General features: G+C 69.4%; 17 protein-coding genes. 14 read left to right on the forward strand and 3 right to left on the reverse strand.

Going from position 1 to position 19,729, the window contains the following annotated elements; genetic code table 11:
• Positions 1 to 44: 44 nt before the first annotated feature.
• On the forward strand, positions 45 to 626 hold the full coding sequence (locus H7K45_RS06125; RefSeq protein WP_263994890.1) for a CGNR zinc finger domain-containing protein: 582 nt from the start codon (positions 45 to 47) through the stop codon (positions 624 to 626).
• Here the strand turns inward: H7K45_RS06125 and H7K45_RS06130 are convergent.
• Complete coding sequence (locus tag H7K45_RS06130) at positions 623 to 1,387, reverse strand: CPBP family intramembrane glutamic endopeptidase (protein ID WP_263994891.1); 765 nt, start codon at positions 1,385 to 1,387, stop codon at positions 623 to 625. The genes H7K45_RS06125 and H7K45_RS06130 overlap by 4 nt on opposite strands.
• 134 nt (positions 1,388 to 1,521) lie before the next feature.
• Between H7K45_RS06130 and H7K45_RS06135 the strand changes: the two genes are divergently transcribed.
• From H7K45_RS06135 to H7K45_RS06175, 9 genes are all read left to right on the forward strand, one after another.
• The gene (locus H7K45_RS06135; protein ID WP_263994892.1) at positions 1,522 to 3,924 is read left to right on the forward strand and encodes a CaiB/BaiF CoA-transferase family protein; all 2,403 of its coding nucleotides are present in this window, start codon (positions 1,522 to 1,524) and stop codon (positions 3,922 to 3,924) included.
• Positions 3,925 to 3,932: 8 nt separating this feature from the next.
• The gene (locus tag H7K45_RS06140; protein ID WP_263994893.1) at positions 3,933 to 5,405 is read left to right on the forward strand and encodes an acetyl-CoA acetyltransferase; all 1,473 of its coding nucleotides are present in this window, start codon (positions 3,933 to 3,935) and stop codon (positions 5,403 to 5,405) included.
• Between the two features lie 128 nt (positions 5,406 to 5,533).
• On the forward strand, positions 5,534 to 5,860 hold the full coding sequence (locus H7K45_RS06145) for an L-rhamnose mutarotase (protein WP_263994894.1): 327 nt from the start codon (positions 5,534 to 5,536) through the stop codon (positions 5,858 to 5,860).
• A gap of 8 nt (positions 5,861 to 5,868) precedes the next feature.
• A complete protein-coding gene (locus H7K45_RS06150; RefSeq protein ID WP_263994895.1) occupies positions 5,869 to 7,200 on the forward strand; it encodes an MFS transporter in 1,332 nt (443 codons plus the stop codon).
• Positions 7,197 to 8,342: an L-rhamnose isomerase gene (rhaI, locus tag H7K45_RS06155; protein WP_263994896.1), complete on the forward strand. Its 1,146-nt coding sequence runs from the start codon at positions 7,197 to 7,199 to the stop codon at positions 8,340 to 8,342. The genes H7K45_RS06150 and rhaI overlap by 4 nt, the downstream gene beginning before the upstream one ends.
• Before the next feature lie 5 nt (positions 8,343 to 8,347).
• Entirely contained in the window at positions 8,348 to 10,387 is a 2,040-nt protein-coding gene (locus H7K45_RS06160; RefSeq protein WP_263994897.1) for a bifunctional aldolase/short-chain dehydrogenase, read from the forward strand.
• Complete coding sequence (locus tag H7K45_RS06165) at positions 10,384 to 11,832, forward strand: rhamnulokinase (protein WP_263994898.1); 1,449 nt, start codon at positions 10,384 to 10,386, stop codon at positions 11,830 to 11,832. The genes H7K45_RS06160 and H7K45_RS06165 overlap by 4 nt, the downstream gene beginning before the upstream one ends.
• Positions 11,833 to 11,834: 2 nt before the next feature.
• Positions 11,835 to 13,100, forward strand: a complete 1,266-nt coding sequence (locus tag H7K45_RS06170; protein WP_263994899.1) for an alpha-hydroxy acid oxidase — start codon at positions 11,835 to 11,837, stop codon at positions 13,098 to 13,100.
• 9 nt (positions 13,101 to 13,109) lie between these two features.
• Positions 13,110 to 14,111 carry a LacI family DNA-binding transcriptional regulator gene (locus tag H7K45_RS06175; RefSeq protein ID WP_263994900.1) on the forward strand — a complete coding sequence of 334 codons (1,002 nt, stop codon included), beginning with the start codon at positions 13,110 to 13,112 and terminating at the stop codon, positions 14,109 to 14,111.
• A gap of 3 nt (positions 14,112 to 14,114) precedes the next feature.
• On the opposite strand, the gene H7K45_RS06180 is transcribed toward H7K45_RS06175, so the two are convergent.
• Both H7K45_RS06180 and H7K45_RS06185 read right to left on the reverse strand, forming a co-directional pair.
• A complete protein-coding gene (locus H7K45_RS06180) occupies positions 14,115 to 14,849 on the reverse strand; it encodes a GolD/DthD family dehydrogenase (RefSeq protein ID WP_263994901.1) in 735 nt (244 codons plus the stop codon).
• Positions 14,850 to 14,882: 33 nt separating this feature from the next.
• A complete protein-coding gene (locus H7K45_RS06185; protein WP_263994902.1) occupies positions 14,883 to 15,803 on the reverse strand; it encodes a sugar-binding transcriptional regulator in 921 nt (306 codons plus the stop codon).
• 134 nt (positions 15,804 to 15,937) lie between these two features.
• Here H7K45_RS06185 and H7K45_RS06190 point away from each other — a divergent pair, with 134 nt between their 5' ends.
• Genes H7K45_RS06190 through H7K45_RS06205 form a run of 4 tightly spaced genes read left to right on the forward strand, consistent with a single transcriptional unit; the run spans position 15,938 to position 19,723 of the window.
• Complete coding sequence (locus H7K45_RS06190; RefSeq protein ID WP_263994903.1) at positions 15,938 to 16,588, forward strand: SIS domain-containing protein; 651 nt, start codon at positions 15,938 to 15,940, stop codon at positions 16,586 to 16,588.
• Positions 16,585 to 18,069 (forward strand): xylulokinase, encoded by a 1,485-nt coding sequence (xylB, locus tag H7K45_RS06195; RefSeq protein ID WP_263994904.1) that lies wholly within the window; start codon positions 16,585 to 16,587, stop codon positions 18,067 to 18,069. Before H7K45_RS06190 ends, xylB begins: the two co-directional genes overlap by 4 nt.
• Positions 18,066 to 18,707: a beta/alpha barrel domain-containing protein gene (locus H7K45_RS06200; protein WP_263994905.1), complete on the forward strand. Its 642-nt coding sequence runs from the start codon at positions 18,066 to 18,068 to the stop codon at positions 18,705 to 18,707. The genes xylB and H7K45_RS06200 overlap by 4 nt, the downstream gene beginning before the upstream one ends.
• A gap of 23 nt (positions 18,708 to 18,730) precedes the next feature.
• Complete coding sequence (locus tag H7K45_RS06205; protein WP_263995086.1) at positions 18,731 to 19,723, forward strand: NAD(P)-dependent alcohol dehydrogenase; 993 nt, start codon at positions 18,731 to 18,733, stop codon at positions 19,721 to 19,723.
• Positions 19,724 to 19,729 lie beyond the last annotated feature (6 nt).

The following is a 19,729-nucleotide window of genomic DNA, read 5'->3' on the forward strand; positions in this document are numbered from 1 at the left end:
CAGTCAACACCTGATACCGGTCACGGCACCGCTATCCTTCGACGATGACGACCGTCTCGTGGCTCGGCGACGCCGAGGCCAAACCGGCCCCCGGCGCACTGCGCCGAGTGCAGGCCCTGATCAACACCGTCGACCGGGAGTCGGGTCAAGACCGGCTGGCCGAGGCTGCCGACGCCGGCCCGTGGTTGGCGGCCAACGGGCTACTCGGGGTCGGGGAGACGCTCACCCGGCGCGATCTCGACGTGGTCATCGCGGTCAGGGAGGCCTTGCGCGCGTTGGTCATGCACAACGCAGGGGGACCGCCGCCCGACGATGCGGCCACGGCCGTCCTGCGTACCCTCGCCGACGACGGCGTCGTCCGCGTCTGCGTCGACGGCAGTTCGGTGTCGCTGACGACTGATCGCATTTCGATGCGGGCGCGGCTGCTCGCGTTGCTCCTCGTCATCCGTGATGCCCAGCTCGACGGCACCTGGGGCCATCTGAAGACGTGTGCGAACGAGGCGTGCCTGTGGGTTTTCTTCGACCGTTCGCGCAACCACGGCGGAACGTGGTGCGACATGTCCACGTGCGGTAACAAGCTCAAGAATCGCGACTTTCGTGCTCGGCAACGCCGGAGCACTCCCTAGGTCGAGAGGTGCCAGACCAGGGCCGCTGCGAGCGCCCCGAGACCGTTGAGGGACCAGTGGAGGGCAATCGGTGCGATGAGGCTGCCGCTGCGGCGGCGTAACCAGGTGAAGACGAAACCCGCTGCGCCGGTGGCAATCACGGCCATCACGATGCCGGCGATCACACCGAGCACGCCGACGCCGAAGAGGTGCGAGAAGCCGACGTTGCTGCTCGTCAACCCGAATGAGGTTGCGATGTGCCACATGCCGAACAGCAGCGAGCCCGCCGCGGCGACCCCACGGAAGCCCCAAGCACGGTCCATGGCTCCGTGCAGGACGCCGCGGAATGCCAGCTCCTCCGGGATCACCGTCTGCAACGGGATGATGACCAGGGAGGCCAGCAGCGCACCGGAGATGGTGGCGTAGTGGTCGTTCATGAACATTGGCCGCGTCCACGGAAGAATCGCGCCGACGGCGATGACGGCCCCCACCAGTCCGACCGCCCCCGCGGCATACCACGCCCCGGAGCGCCAATTGTCACGGCCGAGGCCCAGTTCGCTCCACCCAAGGCCCCGCGAGCGCACCAGCAGAACCAAGCCGATCGCGGCCGCGGGCACCACCACGACGTTGGCCATGGGGGTGGTGAAGTGCGCCAGCAGATTGGTCGTCACCAGCACGACGACCACGACACCCACGTCGACGTAGGTGCGAAAGTGGTGTAGCGCCGCCAGCTGACCGATCAGCGGGTGGGGCGGCGCATCGGCCGCGGCGGATTCGATCATGACCGCGCCAGCATACGTGAGCAGGCCGTTCACGCAGGTCGTCGTCGGCAGCCGCGACCCTGGCCGACGTTTCGTGCGCCGTGGATGGAGACCCGGCCCACAGCGGCACGGGCCGCTGCACGATACTGAGCCGCATGCTTGACACCTGTCAGTTGCTTTCGGCGATGCGGGTGGTCGACGTCGGTGGTCCCGAGTCCGACGGTGTCAGCAGGATTCTCGCCGACCTGGGCGCCGACGTGCTCAAGGTCGAGGCGCCGGGCGGGGCGGCGCACCGCACGGCCACGCCGACCGTGGCCGGATCGTCGGTCGCCTTCGCCCTCGACAACGCCAACAAGCGGAGCGTCGTGCTCGACCCGGCCGTCACGCGCGACCGGGACCGCTTTGCGGCCCTCGTCGCCGAGGCCGACGTCCTCGTCGACGGCGGCGGTGCACTCGGTGCCGCGGCCTTCGGACAGGCGGCCGCTGAGGTGACGCGACGCCACGAACACCTCGTCGCCCTGGAGATGAGCGACTTCGGGACGACGGGTCCGCGTGCGAACTGGCGGGCCACCGACGCCGTGCTCTACGCGATGTCGACGGCGCTGTCGCGGTCCGGCCCCACGACGGGACGCCCGGTGTTGCCCCCAACAGGGCTGGCCACCTCGACGGCAGCCGTGCAGGCCGCGTGGGTGGTGCTCGTCGCCTATTACGACCGATTGCGCTGCGGCCGCGGCGATTACGTCGACTTCTCGCGCTACGAGGCCGTCGTGCAGTGCCTCGACCCGCCGTTCGGTTCGGAGGGGCAGGCCGCGTCAGGGCAGAAGCAGTCTCGCGACCTGTGGCGGGGTCGGCCGCGCAACCAGCAGATCTACCCGACGTTCCCGTGCGCGGACGGCTTCGTCCGCATCTGCCTGCTCTCGCCCCGGCAGTGGCATGGCATGCGCGCCTGGCTCGGCGAACCCGAGCAGTTTGCGGATCCGAAGTTCGAGACCATCGTGGCCCGGTTCCTCGCCTCGGACGAACTCAACGCCGCCATCGCAGACCTCTTCGCCCGGCAGACGATGGACGCGCTGGTGGCCGAGGGGCAGCGCCGCGGCGTGCCCATCGCCGCGGTGTACACACCCGCCGAGGCGCTGGGCTCTGAGCACTTCCGAGCAGTCGGAGCGCTCACCGACGTTCAGATCGGCGTCGGTGCAACGCTTCCCGTGCCCGCCGGTTCCTTCGTCGTCGACGGCCGCCGATCCGGCATCTCGCGGCCCCATCCGGAGCCGGGGAGCGACGAGAGTCGGTGGCGTACGGGCGATCGTCCGCCCGTGACGCCGCCCGACGAGACCGCGCGGGCCCCGCTGACAGGTTTGCGGGTCCTGGACCTCGGCGTGATCGTGGCGGGCGGTGAGCTCGGCCGGCTGTTCGCCGACATGGGCGCCGAGGTCATCAAGGTGGAGAGCAAGGCCTACCCCGACGGGTTACGCCAGAGCCCGCCAGGTCAACCCATGAGCAGATCGTGGGCGCTGACCCATCGCAACGAGGTCAGCCTGGGCCTGGATCTGCGCTCACCCGACGGCGCCGAGCTGTTCCGGCGGCTGGTGGCGGCATCCGATGCGGTGTTCGCGAACTTCAAGCCGGGAACCCTTGCCGCGCTTGGCTTCTCCTATGAGGAGCTGACCAAGGTCAACCCCCGCATCGTGCTGGCCGAGAGCAGCGCGTTCGGATCGACCGGGCCGTGGAGCGAGCGAATGGGGTACGGCCCGCTGGTCCGCGCCACCACCGGAGTCAGCCGGCTGTGGGCGTCCGCGGACCCCGAGGACACCGGGTTCTACGACGCGACGACGATCTTCCCCGACCACGTCGTCGCTCGGATCACCGCCATCGCCGCCCTTGCGGCGTTGATCGCTCGTACCGACACGGGCGGCCACGTCCACGTGTCGCAGGCCGAGGCCGCGGTGAACCAATTGGCCACCTCCTACGTCGTCGAGGCCGCGAAGGCAGCCGGCTTCCACGTGGCGGACGACGACGCGCTGCACGCCGTCTACCCGTGTGCGGGGGAGGACGAGTGGTGCGTGGTCTCGGTGCGCTCGGCAGAGGATCGCGCCGCGCTGGCCGCCACGTTCGGTCTCGAAGCGTTGCCCGCCGACGCGACGGCGCTGCAGCAGTGCGTCGCCGCGTGGACGGCGGTGCGGGACAAGGCCGAAGCCGTCGAGGCGTTGCAGCGGGCGGGCGTGCCGGCGGGCTCGATGCACCGTGCAGTCGACGTGCTCGGCGACCCGCAGCTGACCTTCCGCAAGCTCTACGCCGACATGGTGCACCCGCTGTTCGCGGCCCCCATGCCGAGCGAGACCCATCCGGCACACTTCCGGCGCATCGCCGACGCGCCGCTGCGGCCCGCCCCGATGCCGGGGGAGCACACCCGCCAGATCGCCTGTGAGGTCCTGAGTCTCGACGCGGTGGAGATCGAGCGTCTGATCGCCGCCGGTGTGCTGTTCACCCACGACGAGACGACGACGGCGTATGCAAGTCCATCCACCGCGTCGGCCCCGCCTGACGCGCCGAGCAGTTGAGGCCACCCATGTCACTCGATCCCCGCACTCCCGTTCTCGTCGCCTACGGTCAGGTCAACCAGCACGACAGCGACCCCGCCGTCGAGCCCGTCGACCTGATGGAGCGCGCCGCCCGGGCCGCCGCCGAGCCTCGGGTGCTGGCCGCCGTCGACTCGGTCCGCATCGTCAACCTGCTGTCCTGGCGCTACCGCAATCCCGGCTTACTCCTGGCGGAGCGGCTCGGGGCGACCCGGGCCGACGGGCGCTACACCGCCATCGGCGGCAACGTACCGCAGTCTCTGGTCAACCAGGCGTGCCTCGACATCGCCGCCAGCGACGCGGACACCGTGCTGATCGCGGGAGCCGAGACGTGGCGCACCCGAACCAAGGTGCGCGCGGCGGGCGGCACGCTCGACTACACCAAGCAGGACGACTCGGTGCCCGTCCCGCAAGGCGGCGACGAGGAATTCATCCTGGCCGGGCCGGTCGAGCTTCGCATCCACCTCGACCGACCGTCCTACGTCTACCCATTGTTCGAGCAGGCGCTGCGCATCTCGGCGGGGGAGGCGCCCGAGGCGCATCGGCGCCGGATCGGCGAGCTGTGGGCCGGGTTCAGCGCGGTGGCGCAGGGCAATCCGCATGCCTGGAACCGCGACGCCGTCAGCGCGGAGGACATCTCCGAACCCAGCACGGGCAACCGGATGATCAGCTGGCCGTACACCAAATTGATGAATTCCAACAACATGGTCGACCAGGGCGCGGTGCTCATCCTGACGTCGGTGGAGAAGGCCCGGGAGCTCCAGATCCCCACCGACCGTTGGGTGTTCCCGTATGCCGGAACCGACGCGCACGACACCTATCTGATCGCCGAGCGGGCCGAGCTGGACCGGTCGCCTGCCATCCGCATCGCGGGCGGTCGCGCGCTCGAGTTGGCCGGCAAGGGCGTCGACGACATGGACTTCGTCGACCTGTACTCCTGCTTTCCCTCCGCGGTGCAGGTCGCGGCGCGTGAACTCGGACTGCCGCTCGACGGCGAGCGGGCGCTGACCGTCACCGGCGGACTGACCTTCGCCGGCGGGCCGTGGAACAACTACGTCACCCATTCCATCGCGACGATGGCCGAGCACCTGGTGGCCTCGCCTGGCGCGCTGGGTCTTGTCACGGCCAACGGCGGTTACCTGACCAAGCACAGCTTCGGCGTGTATGGCACGGAACCGCCGTCGAGTGAGTTCCGCTGGGAGGACGTGCAATCCGCCGTCGACGCCGAGCCGACCCGGGTCGCGGAGGATCACTGGGAGGGCGTCGGGACCGTCGAGTCGTGGACGACCCCGGTCAGCCGTGACGGCGCCGCCGAGAAGGTGTTCCTCGCGGTGCGTACGCCGTCGGACACCCGGGCTCTGGCCGTGATCACCGACGAGTCGGAGGCCGAGGCCAGCACCCGTGACGACCTCGCGGGTGTGAAGGTTCGGGTCGACGAGGACGGCACGGCCCACCTCCTCTAGCGATTTGGGCGTGATCACCGGCGGTGAGCGCCGGTGATCACGCCGAAATCACCTGTTGACTTCGCCGCCGCAGCTGCCTACGGTGAGCGGGGTCACCATTTGAAACGTTTCAATCGCACGGGAGCGTCATGAGTCAGCGGGTGTGCTTCGTCCTTCACCTCAAGCCCGACCGGGTCGACGAGTACGTGGCCGCCCACGAGCACGTGTGGCCCGACATGCTGGACGCGCTGAGAAACGCCGGCTGGCACGACTATTCGCTGTTCGTCCGTCCCGAGGACGGGCTCGTCGTCGGGTATCTGGAGACCGACGACTTCGCCGCCGCCCAAGCGCGCATGGCGGCGACCGAGGTCAACGCCCGCTGGCAGGCTCAGATGGCCGACTTCTTCGACCATCCGGCCGGCGTCGCGCCCGACCAGGCGATGACCCCGCTCACCGAGTACTTCCACCTCCACTGAAGGAACCCATGAGAATCGGAGCAGGCAGCACCACCGGATGGCGGGCGACCATCGCCGTCGCCATGTCGAACTACATCGAGGCCGGCTCGATCATCGCGATCGCCACCAGCCTGGCGTTCTGGCAGTCGGAGTTCCACCTCGGCGACTTCGCCGTCGGCCTGCTTGCGGCGTTGAGCGCCAATGCCTTTGGTGCCGCCATCGGTGCCATTCTCGGTGGCCCACTGTGCGACCGGTACGGCCGCAAGGCCATCTACACCTATGACCTCCTGGTCTACATGGCGGGCGTGCTGCTGGCGGCGTTCGCCGTGAACTACGCGATGCTGCTGGCGGCATTCGTGGTGACCGGCGTCGCCGTCGGCGCAGGAGTCCCGGCATCGTGGACCTACATCGCCGAGCAGGCGCCGACCGAGGGGCGCGCCAAACACGTGGGCACCGCCCAGCTGGCCTGGTCGGCCGGCCCGCTGATCGGGTTCGCGTTGGCCGCCGCCCTGGCGCCGCTGGGTCTACTCGGATCGCGCCTGATCTTCGTGCATCTCTTCGTGGTCGCCGCGATCGTCTGGTGGGTACGCCAGGGTCTCGCGGAGTCGACGATCTGGACCGAAGAGGGGCGCGCGGGAGACGTCGCGGTCGGCGTGCGCGGGGTGCGCGGGTTGTTCTCGCGCAAGGTCAACGTCACCGCCCTGTTGTTCCTGGGCGGCATCTACCTGTTCTGGAACACCGTCGCCGGGCAGGCGGGCATCTTCATGCCTCGCGTCTACGACGCCGCGGGCCTGCACAGTGCGATGGCCCAGAACATGCTGCAGGTCCTGGTGTGGGGCTGCACCGTCGCCGCCACCTACTTCGGCTTCATGCGCTTCGCCGATCACATGTCCCAACGGCTGCTCTACGTCATCGGCGCCGCTCTCGGCATCGCGGGCTGGGTCGTGCTGGTGGCGTTCACCGACGGCGGGGTGCCGACGATGTTGGCCTTCGCGGTGCTGTGGGGTGTCTCGGCGGGCATCGGGGCGCAGGCGTTCTACGGCCTCTGGGCCAGTGAGCTGTTCGCCACCCCATACCGGGCCAGCGCTCAGGGCGTGATGTTCTGCGTGGTGCGCAGCTTCACCGGCGTGTTGAGTTACTTCTTCCCGACCTTGCTGACATTGACGGGGCTGACCGGGGTGGGGCTGCTGCTCATCGGACTGCTCGTGGTGGCGCTGGTCATCGGCGCGGTGTGGGCCCCGCAGACCCGGGGTAAGACGTTGCGAGAGATCGAACTCGAGCGGTACGGCCCGCAGGCGAGCGCCGCGACGGACAATGTTGGCATGACGAGCCCGACCGCGACGGAGGTGGCAGCCAAGTGAACCTGCTCGACAACGTGGCCATCGAGCTTCCCTCATGGGCCTTCGGAAACTCCGGCACGCGGTTCAAGGTCTTCGGCACGCCGGGCACGCCGCGCACCGTGGAGGAGAAGATCGCCGACGCGGCGACGGTGCACCGCTTCACCGGAATGGCGCCGACGGTGGCACTGCACATTCCGTGGGACCGGGTCGACGATTACACAGCTCTCGCCGCCTACGCCGCCGACCACGGGGTGGCGCTGGGCACGATCAACTCCAACACCTTTCAGGACGACGACTACAAGTTCGGCAGCCTGACCCACGTGGACGAGACGGTGCGCAAGAAGGCGATCGACCACCACCTGGCGTGCATCGAGATCATGAATCAGACCGGATCCCAGGATCTAAAGATTTGGCTGGCCGACGGCACCAACTATCCCGGCCAAGGCGACATCCGGGGCCGGCAGGATCGGTTGGCCGAGTCGCTGGCGGCGATCTACCAGCACATTGGCGAGGGTCAGCGAATGGTGTTGGAGTACAAGTTCTTCGAACCCGCGATGTACATGACCGACGTGCCGGATTGGGGCACCTCCTATGCGCAGGTCTCGGCGCTCGGCGACCGCGCCAAGGTCTGCTTGGACACCGGACACCACGCGCCGGGCACCAACATCGAGTTCATCGTCGCGCAGTTGCTGCGGCTCGGAAAGCTGGGGTCCTTCGACTTCAACTCCCGCTTCTACGCCGACGACGACCTCATCGTCGGGGCGGCGGACCCATTTCAACTCTTCCGCATCATGTTCGAGGTGATCCGCGGGGGGGGACTTGGCAAGGACAGCGATCTCGCGTTGATGCTCGACCAGTGCCACAACGTGGAGGCCAAGATCCCCGGGCAGATCCGCTCGGTGCTCAACGTCGCCGAGATGACTGCCAGGGCGCAGCTCGTCGACGCGGATGCGCTGACCGCCGCGCAGGAGGCCGGTGACGTGCTCGGCGCCAACGAGATCTTCATGGACGCCTTCTACACCGACGTCCGCCCGGCGATGGCGCAGTGGCGTGCCGATCGGGGCCTACCCGAGAACCCGATGCGTGCCTTCGCCGAATCCGGTTACCAGGACACCGTCGTCGCCGAGCGCGTCGGCGGCACTCAATCTTCGTGGGGAGCATGACAACCATGGCCACATCCACCGTCGTCGCCGACTTGATCGCCCGGTCCAACCGACTTGGCGCCGATCCGAAGAACACCAACTACGCGGGTGGCAACACCTCGGCCAAGGGCACCGACACCGACCCCGTGACCGGTGCCCCCGTAGACCTGTTGTGGGTCAAGGGGTCCGGGGGAGACCTCGGCACACTGACCGAGAACGGACTGGCCGTGCTTCGGCTGGACCGCATGCGCGCGATGGTCGACGTGTACCCCGGCGTCGAGCGGGAAGACGAGATGGTCGCCGCCTTCGACTACTGCCTGCACGGCCGCGGCGGTGCCGCGCCCTCGATCGACACCGCGATGCACGGTCTGGTCGAGGCCGCTCACGTCGACCATCTGCATCCCGACTCCGGCATCGCACTGGCGACGGCCGCCGACGGCGAAGCCCTGACCAAGCAGATCTTTGGGGACCGCGTGGTGTGGATTCCATGGCGGCGACCGGGCTTTCAGCTCGGACTCGACATCGCCGACGTCAAGGCCCGCAACCCGCAGGCGATCGGGACGATCCTCGGCGGGCACGGCATCACCGCGTGGGGCGACACCTCGGCCGAGGCCGAGGCGCGCTCGCTGGAGATCATCGACACCGTGCAGCGCTACCTCGACGCCAACGGGCGGCCGCAGCCCTTTGGCGCCCCGCTGGACGGCTACGGCGCGCTGCCCGACGATCGGCGTCGCGCGAAGGCAGCCGCCCTGGCCCCGTTCCTCCGTGGGCTGGCGTCGACCGACAAGCCCCAGGTGGGACATTTCACCGATGATCCCAGGGTGCTCGAATTCCTGGGCAGCGCAGAGCATCCCAGGCTCGCGGCACTGGGCACCAGCTGCCCGGATCACTTCCTGCGCACCAAGGTCAAGCCGATGGTGCTCGACCTGCCCGTCGATGCCTCCGTCGACGACGCCAAGGCCAGGTTGACCGAACTGCACCACCAGTATCGCGCGGACTACGCCGGCTACTACGAGCGGCACGCCTCGGCCGACTCGCCGGCCATGCGTGGCGCCGACCCGGCGATCGTGCTGATCCCCGGTGTCGGAATGTTCAGCTACGGCAAGGACAAGCAGACCGCGCGGGTGGCGGGTGAGTTCTACCTCAACGCGATCAACGTGATGCGCGGCGCGGAGGCCATCTCGACCTACGCCCCCATCGACGAGGCCGAGAAGTTCCGCATCGAGTACTGGGCGCTCGAGGAGGCCAAGCTCGCCAGAATGCCCAAGCCGAAACCGCTGGCCACCCGCATCGCGCTGGTGACCGGCGCGGCTTCGGGCATCGGCAAGGCCATCGCGGAGCGCCTGGCGGCCGAGGGGGCGTGCGTCGTCATCGCCGACCTCGACGCCGAGAAGGCCAGCGCGGCAGCACGACAGATCGGCACCACCGACGTCGCGGTCGGCATTGCCGCCGACGTCACCGACGAAGCCGCGGTGCAGGCCGCCGTCGACGCGACCGTCCTGGCGTTCGGTGGCGTCGACATCGTGGTCAACAACGCCGGTCTGTCCCTGTCGAAGTCGTTGCTGGAGACCACGGTCGCAGACTGGGACCTGCAGCACGACGTGATGGCCCGCGGCTCGTTCCTGGTATCGAAGGCTGCGGCGCGCGCGCTGATCGACCAGAAGCTCGGCGGCGACATCATCTACATCTCCTCGAAGAACTCGGTGTTCGCCGGTCCCAACAACATCGCCTACTCGGCCACCAAGGCCGACCAGGCACATCAGGTGCGCCTGCTCGCCGCCGAACTCGGCGAGCACGCGATCAAGGTCAACGGCATCAACCCCGACGGCGTGGTCCGCGGGTCGGGCATCTTCGCCGGCGGCTGGGGCGCCAAGCGGGCCGCGGTCTACGGCGTCCCCGAGGAAGAGCTCGGCGCGTACTACGCCCAGCGCACCCTGCTGAAACGCGAAGTGCTGCCGGAGAACATCGCGAACGCGGCGTTCGCCCTGTGCACATCGGACTTCTCGCACACGACGGGGTTGCACGTGCCGGTGGATGCGGGCGTCGCGGCGGCTTTTCTCCGATGAGCACCGGCCGGTTCGTCGCGGTCGACCTGGGCGCCACGAGCGGCCGAGTCATGCTGGCCGACGTCGGACCAGGCACCCTGCAGATGCGCCAGCTCAACCGTTTCGCCAACGACCCGGTGTATCTGTGGAACGGCCACCGCACCGCGATGCACTGGGACCTACCGGGATTGTTCGGCCACATCTGCGCGGGGCTGGCCGAGGCGGGCCGCGTCGCACCCGACCTGACCAGTGTCGGGGTCGACTCGTGGGCCGTCGACTACGGTCTGCTGCGGGACGGCAAACTCCTTGGGCTGCCGTACAACTACCGCGACGCCCGCTGTGCGCACGGCGCCGACGCCGTCCACGAGACGCTGCCGCAGGAGCGCATCCACGCCCGCAACGGGCTGCAGTTCCTGGCGTTCAACACGATGTTCCAATTGGTCGCCGATCGACTCGAGGGTCTTCTCGACCTCGCAGACACCGCGCTGCTCGTGCCCGATCTGATCGGCTACTGGCTGACCGGCCGCACCGTGACGGAGCGGACCAACGCCTCGACCACCGGGCTGCTTGGCGTGGACGGGACGTGGGACGCCGAGCTGGAGGCCATGTTGGGTCTGCCGCCGGGATTGTTCCCCGCACTGGCCGAGCCCGGGGACGATCTCGGCACGGTCCTGCCCGATCTCGCCGACCGGGCGGGGTTCGGTGCCGGGCTGCGGGTCACCACGGTGGCATCGCACGACACGGCCTCCGCGGTCGTGGCGATCCCGATGACCGCGGCCTCGGCGGCCTACGTTTCCTGCGGCACATGGGCGTTGGTGGGGGTCGAGTTGGACGCACCGGTGATGGATGCTGCGGCCCGCTCGGCCAACTTCACCAACGAGGTCGGCGCCGACGGCCGAATCCGGTTCCTACGCAACGTGATGGGACTGTGGTTGCTGAGCGAGTCGGTCCGGCACTGGGAGCGCGACGGAGCCCGCGTCGACCTGCCGTCGCTGCTCGAGCAGGCCGCGGCCTGCCCCCCGCCGTCGGAGGTGTTCGACGCCGACGACCCGCGCTTCGTCGAACCCGGCGACATGCCCGGACGGATCGCCGGGTGGTACCGAGAGCGCGGTCTTCGCGTGCCGGCGAGCAGGCCCGAGATGACTCGCGCGATCGTCGAGAGTCTCGCCGCCGGATTCGCCACCGGCGTCGAGCAGGCGGCGGCGCTCAGCGGTGTGCCCGTCGAGACGGTCCACCTGGTCGGTGGCGGAGCGAAGAACCGCCTGCTGTGTCAGCTGGTCGCCAACCGGGTAGGCCGACCGGTGGTGGCGGGACCGGTGGAGGCCACTGCCATCGGCAACGTCCTCGTGCAGGCGCGCGCGCACGGGTTGCTGCACGGCGATCTCGACGACCTCCGTGCGACGATGACGACCACGTTGCCCACGTATCGCTTCGAGCCGCAACGAGCTCCGGCAGGAAGGGTATGACGATGAAGGATTCGACGAACCACTTGACCAGGCGGCGGCTGCCGAGTCGACATGATCTGGCGCCGCTCGTGCAGTTCAAGAAGCCCGAGTTCGACGCCACCAAGCGCCGGCTCGACAAGGCGCTGACCATCGAAGACCTCCGGCGCATCGCCAAGCGACGCACGCCGCGGGCTGCGTTCGACTACACCGACGGCTCCGCGGAAGCCGAACTGTCGATCGCGCGCGCCCGTCAGGCGTTCGCCGACGTCGAATTCCACCCGGCCATCCTGCGGGACGTGTCGAAGGTCAGCACGGGCTGGGACGTCCTCGGTGCGCCGGTCGCGCTGCCCTTCGGGATCGCGCCCACCGGGTTCACCCGGATGATGCACACCGAGGGCGAGATCGCCGGTGCGCACGTCGCCGCTCGGGCGGGCATTCCCTTCTCGCTCTCGACGATGGGCACCACGGCCATCGAAGACGTCAAGGCCGCGAACCCGCTGGGACGCAACTGGTTTCAGCTGTACATGTGGAAGGACCGCGACCGGTCGATGGCGCTCGTCGAACGGGCGATGTCCGCCGGTTTCGACACCCTGCTGGTCACCGTCGACGTGCCGGTCGCAGGCGCCCGCCTGCGCGACAAGCGCAACGGCATGTCGATCCCGCCGGCCCTGACCCTGCGGACCATCGCCAACGCGCTGCCGCGCCCGCAGTGGTGGATCGACTTCCTGACCACCGAGCCGCTGGCGTTCGCGTCACTGGACCGCTGGTCGGGCACCGTCGCCGAGTTGCTGGACACCATGTTCGACCCCACGGTCACCTTCGAGGATCTGGCCTGGATCAAGTCGCAGTGGCCGGGCAAGTTCGTGGTGAAGGGCGTCCAGACCGTCGACGACGCCCGCGCTGTCGCCGACCTCGGCGTCGACGCGGTGCTGCTGTCCAATCACGGTGGGCGTCAACTGGACCGAGCGCCCATTCCGTTCCACCTGTTGCCCGACGTGGTCCGCGAGGTCGGCAAGGACGTCGAGGTTCACCTCGACACCGGCATCATGTCCGGTGCCGACGTGGTGGCCGCGATCGCGATGGGCGCGCGGTTCACCTTGATCGGGCGGGCCTACCTCTACGGTCTGATGGCCGGTGGGGAAGCCGGGGTGGCCCGGGCCGTGGAGATCCTCACCGATCAGGTGGAGCGCACGATGCGCCTCCTCGGCGTCAATTCGCTGGAGGAGTTGAACCCCGGACACGTGACGCAGCTAATGCGGTTGACCCCCAGATCGACGACGAACGGGTAACCTGCCCCGATGGCCGCCGGAATACGCGATGTCGCCGCGGCGGCATCGGTGTCGGTCGGGACCGTGTCCAACGTGCTCAACGCTCCGGAACGGGTGGCACCGGCCACGGTCGCGCGGGTGCAGGCCGCGATCGAGGAGCTGGGCTTCGTGCGCAACGACGCCGCACGCCAGCTTCGGGTGGGCCGGTCGCGGTGCGTCGGGCTGCTGGTCCTCGACGTCGGAAACCCGTTCTTCACCGACGTCGCCCGGTCGGCGGAAGTCCGCGCCGCACAGCACGATCTGGTCGTCCTGCTGGGCACCTCCGACGACGACCCCGTCCGCGAACGCACGTATCTGGACACCTTCGAGGAGCAACGCGTCTACGGGCTGCTGATCTCTCCGGTGCGCGAGGATTCGGAACGGCTGCTGGCACTGCGTGGGCGCGGTGTGCCGGTGGTGCTGGTGGACCGCGACGGCACGGACACGCCGTTCTCCTCGGTGTCGGTCGACGACGTGGCCGGGGGCCGGTTGGCCGCCGAGCACCTGTGCGGTCGCGGGCGTCGCCGCCTCGCCTACGTCGGCGGTCCGCTGGGGTTGCGCCAGCTGGCGGATCGGTTGGCCGGCGCGCGCGCCGCGGTCGAGCAATTCCCCGGCGCCACACTGGAAGTGGTACCGACCGACGAATCGAGTGTGCTGGCGGGTCGCGCGGCGGGTGAGGCGTTGTGCGCCCGTCCCGCCGTCGAGCGGCCCGACGCGATCTTCTGCGCCAACGACCTCCTGGCGATCGGGATGCTGCAGGGTCTGGCAGACGGCGGGGTGAGCGTGCCCGGTGAGATGGCGGTGATCGGATACGACGACATCGCGTTCGCGCGGTCGGCGGCGGTGGCGCTGTCGTCGATCCGTCAGCCGAGCGCCGACATCGGCGCGACCGCGCTCGACCTGCTCGTGGCGTCCGCGGAGTCCCCGGCCGCCGAACCCCGCCACGTGGTGTTCCGGCCGGAGCTCGTCGCCCGCGCGTCCACTGCGGTGTGACGCCTACTTGATCGTGTAGCCGCCGTCGATCACCAAGTCGGCGCCGTTGACCATCGCGGCGGCGTCGGACGCGAGATAGATTGCGGCTGCGGCAATCTCGTTCGGGTAGGCGAACCGGCCGGTGGGGATCAGCTTCTTGAGGGCCTCGCCCTTGGGGTTGTCCCACGCCTTGATGCCCAGATCGGTCAGCACGACGGTGGGGGAGATGCTGTTGACCCGCACGCCGCGTCCGGCCCATTCAGTGGCGAGCACCTTGGTGACGCCCAGGACGCCGAACTTGGAGGCGCAGTAGGCGACGTGCTCGTCGATGGCCACGCTGGCGGCTTGGGAGGCCATGTTGACGATCGCACCACGACCGGCTTCGAGCATGTGCCTGCCGACGGTCTGGCACATCAGGAAGGTGCCCTTGAGGTTGACGGCCATCGTCGAATCCCAGTCCGCCAGGGACAATTCGTCGGCGGGCGCTAGCCGGGCGATGCCGGCACTGTTCACCAGGACGTCGACCCTGCCGTGGTCGGCGAGCACGGCGGCCACGGTGGATTCCACGGATTCGGGGTTGGACACGTCGCAGGTGTAGCCGCCGTCGGTGGCCAGGTCGGCGACGGCGACCGTCGCCCCCTTGGCGGTGAAGGCCGCCGCGATGGCTGCCCCGATGCCGGAGGCGCCTCCGGTCACCAGGGCGACCTTGCCGCTCAGGCCGAAGTCGAAGTCCACGGTGGGTTCGGTCGTGTCGGGCATGTCGTCATCTCTCCTCGTCGGTGGTGGACATGGTCATGCGAGCACTGCGGTGGCGATGTCGATGTCAGTGACCAGTGAGGACACCAGGCCCGAGTTGAGCACTGCCTGGGTGGCCAAGGCCTTTTCCTTGCCCGCCGCGATGGCGATCCTGGTGGGGATTGCCCGCAGTACCGATTCGTCGATGCCCATGCGGCGTTCGTCGAGTCCCGGCACCCGGTGACCGTCGGCGTCCAGCAGCAGGGCGCAGGTCTCGGCGCACACCCCGGCGGCGTCGAGGGCTTGGGTCTCCTCGTCGGTCAGCGCCTCGTACACCTGCGACGCGCCCGCGGTCCACGCGCCGACCGAGACGATCGCGCAACTGACCGAGGAGTGCCGCGCGGTCGTCTCCCGGATCTGGGGGGTGTCGCCGAGGCTTCGAGCGGTGCGGGCGTCGGTGACGACCAGCGGTGCGTACAGCGGCCACGAGTCACCGCCGCTGACCTCGCTGATGCGGCGTACGAGGTCGGTCCCGTTGGAGGCGATGGCACCGGCCATGCCGGTGAGTTGCACGACGTCGCAACGGGGTAACGCCACGAGGTAGGGCGCGATGTGGGTCAGGGTGCGACCGCAGTCGACGCCGACGACGTCTCCGTGGCGCAGGATCGACTGCAGCAGGTCGGCCATGGCCTTGGCGACGGCGTCGACGTGGTCGGCGGTGTTGGTGGAGTCGGCCGACACCGCGTAGGCGTGCTCGAGACCGTACCGGCGCTGCAGAGCCGTCGACAGCTCGACGTCCACCGCGCCGGGATTGTGGATCTTGATCTCCACCATGCCCGATTCGAGTGCCTCGTCGAGCATTCTCGCGACCTTGAAGCGGGACAGGCCGAACTCCTCGGCGATCTGGATTCGCGTTCGTCCTTCGAGGTAGTACCGACGGGCGATCACCGCGCGCTGAAACAGCTCATCGGGCCCCATCGGTCGCCTCCCGTACTTCCCGAGCCGCTAGGCTCACACCGCGTCTGCACATATGTGCAGAGACGTTGACATGTGAGCATAGCCATTGCATGATCCACATCACAAAGAAAACTCACGAGCAGCAAGGTTGACAGTTGAGCAGCGACGACCACGGTCTCGAAGATGAAGGCCTGGCCGACCTCGCCGGCGAGGTGTTGTCGCGCGAGTCCGCGGCGCTCGCCGCGCTCGTCGGCTCCGTGGAGTCCTCCGTCATCACCGTCGCCCGCCAGATGCTCGGCGTCGCAGGCAAAGTCGTCACGACCGGCTCAGGAACCTCCGGCATCATGGCCGAGCGCCTTGCCCACCTCCTCTCGGTGTGCGGCACACCCGCGATGTACCTCCCGTCGATGGACGCGCTCCACGGAGGCATGGGCGCCATCACCCCCTCCGACCTCGTCGTCGCGATCTCCAAGACCGGCCAGAGCCAGGAGCTCACCACGCTCGTCGACCGCCTGGAGCGCCGTGGAGTCCACGTCGTCGCCGTGACCGAGAGTCCCGACTCGCCGTTCGCGTCGGCGGCGAGCAGTGTCGCGGCGCTGCCGCCGACACCCGCCGACGCCGACCCGGGCGACATGATCGCGATGGCGAGCACGCTGGCCGTCGGCGCCTGGAGCGACGCGGTCGCGGTGGTGACCATGTCGCTGCGCGGTCACACCCTCGGCGACGTCGTCGACGGCCACCCCGCCGGCGGCGTGGGCCGTCGTGTTCCCGGGGACCACTCCGCACCGGTGGTGCGAGGCGCATGACCACACGGGCCGTCATGGGCGTCGACTCGTCGACCCAGTCCTGCAAGGTGGAGATCCGCGACATGGACTCCGGTGTCGTCCTGGGATCCGGTGCGGCCCCGCACCCGCCGGCGTTTCCGCCCTCGAGCGAGCAGCACCCAAACGAGTGGGTCGGGGCCTTCGTCGCGGCCGCCCGCGCGGCGATGTCCGCGTGCACGGCGACGCCGGACGTGCGCGCCATCTCGGTGGCCGCCCAATGCCACGGCTTGGTCCTCCTCGACGAGCACGGCGACGTGCTTCGCGCCGCCAAGCTCTGGAACGACACCACCGGCGCGCCCAATCTCGCCCGCCTCGTCGACCGGATCGGCGCGCGCCAGTGGGTGATGCGCATCGGGACCTTGCCGACGGCCGCCTTCACCATCGCCAAGCTGGCGTGGGTCGCCGAGCACGAGCCGGGTCTTCTCGACCGGGTGGCGACCATCCTCCTGCCGCACGACTACCTCACCTTCTGGCTGACCGGCGAGAGGGTCACCGATCGGTCCGACGCCTCGGGTACGGGTTACTTCGACTCCGTTGAGGGACAGTGGATTCCGTCCTACCTCGAAGTCGCGGGCGGCCCCAGGGACTGGGCCGCCAAGCTGCCGACGGTCCTCGGTCCCGCCGACGCGGCGGGACGGGTGCTGCCGGCACGTGCCGCCGAACTCGGCATCGGCCCCGACGTCCTCGTCGGCGCGGGCGGCGGCGATCAGCATGCGGCATATCTCGGCCTCGGTCTGACCGACGGCGACCAGTACTTCAGCATCGGCACCTCCGGCGTGGTGGCGACGTCCTCACGGGGCCCGGTCTTCGACACCACGGGCGCCGTGGACGGCGTGGCGGACATGACGGGCGGGTATCTGCCCCTGATGAGCACGCTGAACGCCGCTCGGGTCGTCGACCGGGCGGCGGTGCTGCTGGGCACCGACCTGGCCGGTGTCGCCGAGTTGGCGCTCGCGGCCGGGCCCACCCGCGGTCCGGTGCTGGTGCCCTTCCTCGACGGGGAACGCACGCCCGACCGCCCCCACGCGCGCGGCGCGTTCGCCGACCTCACCTCGTCGACGACGCGCGAGGAACTCGCCCGCGCGTTCGTGGAGGGCCCGCTGCTGTCGTTGCTCTCGGGGCGGGACGGCCTCATCGCGTGCGGGGTCGACGTCAGCGGCGCCGCAACGGCCGTCGGCGGTGGAGCGCGCTCGCCTGCCACGTTGCAACTGCTGGCCGACCTGCTCGACGACGAGGTGACGGTGCCCGACGTCGACGAGGCCACCGCGCGGGGTGCCTGCATCCAGGCCGCTGCCGTGGCCACGCACGCCGACCGGGCCGGTCTGGTCGACCTCGCCAAGCGGTGGCAGCCCGAGGCCAGGACTCGCGTCCAACCACGCAGGCACGGCCGCGATCTCGGCGGTCTGCGCGCTCGGTGGGCGGCCCTGGCGGCGTCACCGATCCTCGACGGGGGCGAGCGATGATCACACTGGCTCCCTGGCACCGCGACTTCCCCGGCCTGCTGGCCGGGTCGGTGTACTCCACCCCCGATTCCCGCGCGGCGGCCGCCCAGACGCTGGCCGACACGGGTCTCGACGTCCACGTCGACGTGATGGCCGCCTCGGAGGGCCTGCCAGCCGGCGTGAGTCTTGCCGACCTGCAGATGATCTCGAACTCCGTCGACCGGTCGAGGATTGGCGTACACCTGATCGGCTCGGCCGATTTCGTCGACGCCGTGCTACCCAAGGTCCTCGCGTCCCACCCCGGAGTGGTCTTCCTGCCGTGGCAGGCCTTCACCGCGGAGCGGGCCACCGCCATCCGGTCGGCAGGGGGCGCGGCGTGGATCGCGGTGTGGCGGGAATGGGACGGCCTCGCCGATCCCCACTGGCCCGCCGAACCCGACGGCGTGCTGGTGATGCTCATCGAGCCCGGTACCAAGGATCGCTGCCGGCTCGACCGGTTGAGTCTCGTCACCGCCTGCACCACCAGGTTTTCCGAATTGCCCGTTGCCGTCGACGGCGGGGTCACCGAGGAGATCGCACCCCTGTGCGCCGCCGCCGGTGTCCAGCAGATGGTCGTCGGCCGGGCCCTCTTGACCTCCGAACGAAGGGAAGCAATGTGACCAGCACGATGCGCGCCAGTGTGATGACCGGCGTGGGCACACTCGTGATCGAAGACCGACCGGTTCCGACGCCGGGGGCCCACGAGGTCCTCGTCGAGGTCGCCGCCGTCGGGGTGTGTGGTTCCGACGTGCACTACTACCGCCACGGGCGCATCGGCGACTTCGTCGTCGACGAGCCCATGATCCTGGGGCACGAACTGTCCGGCCGCATCACCGCGGTCGGCGACGGGGTCGACCCGACCCGGGTCGGGCAGCGGGTGGCCGTGGAACCGCAGCACCCGTGCCGACGGTGCAAGCAGTGCACCGCAGGCCGGTACAACCTGTGCCCGTACATGGAGTTCTACGCCACCCCGCCGATCGACGGCGCGTTCTGCCGTTACGTCGTGATCGACTCCGAATTCGCGCATCCCGTACCGGATTCCATGTCCGACGAAGCCGCCGCGCTGCTGGAGCCGCTGTCGGTCGCGGTGACGACGATGCGCAAGGCGCACGTCGCGCCGGGCACCTCGGTGCTCATCGCCGGTGCCGGACCCATCGGCGTCATTTGCGCGCAGACCGCACGCGCGTTCGGCGCCGCCCGCATAGTGGTGTCCGATCCGCTCGAGTCGCGCCGCGAGGCGGTGCTCGAGTTCGGTGCTACCGAGGTCGTCGATCCCATGGTCGACGACGTCGCCGCGCTGGACCCTCAGGTCGACGCGTTCATCGACGCCAGTGGTGCCGCGCCGGCGGTCGTCAGCGGCATCAAGGCGGTCGGTCCGGCCGGCTACGTCGTGCTGGTCGGCATGGGCTCCGGTGACTACCCGCTGCCGATCGGGCACATCCAGAACATGGAGATCAACGTGACCGGTGTGTTCCGCTACACCGACACCTGGCCTGCCGCAATCCATCTGGTGACCTCGGGCGCGGTCGACCTGGACGGCATGGTGACCGGGCGCTACGACCTCGAGCACGTCGGCGAGGCCCTCGACAGCGACACCGACCCGGCCAGCCTCAAGTCCATCGTCGTCCCGAAGTGAAGGACA

It is taken from the genome of Mycobacterium yunnanensis, from assembly GCF_025823185.1.
GTDB classification, from domain to species: Bacteria; Actinomycetota; Actinomycetes; order Mycobacteriales; family Mycobacteriaceae; genus Mycobacterium; species Mycobacterium yunnanensis.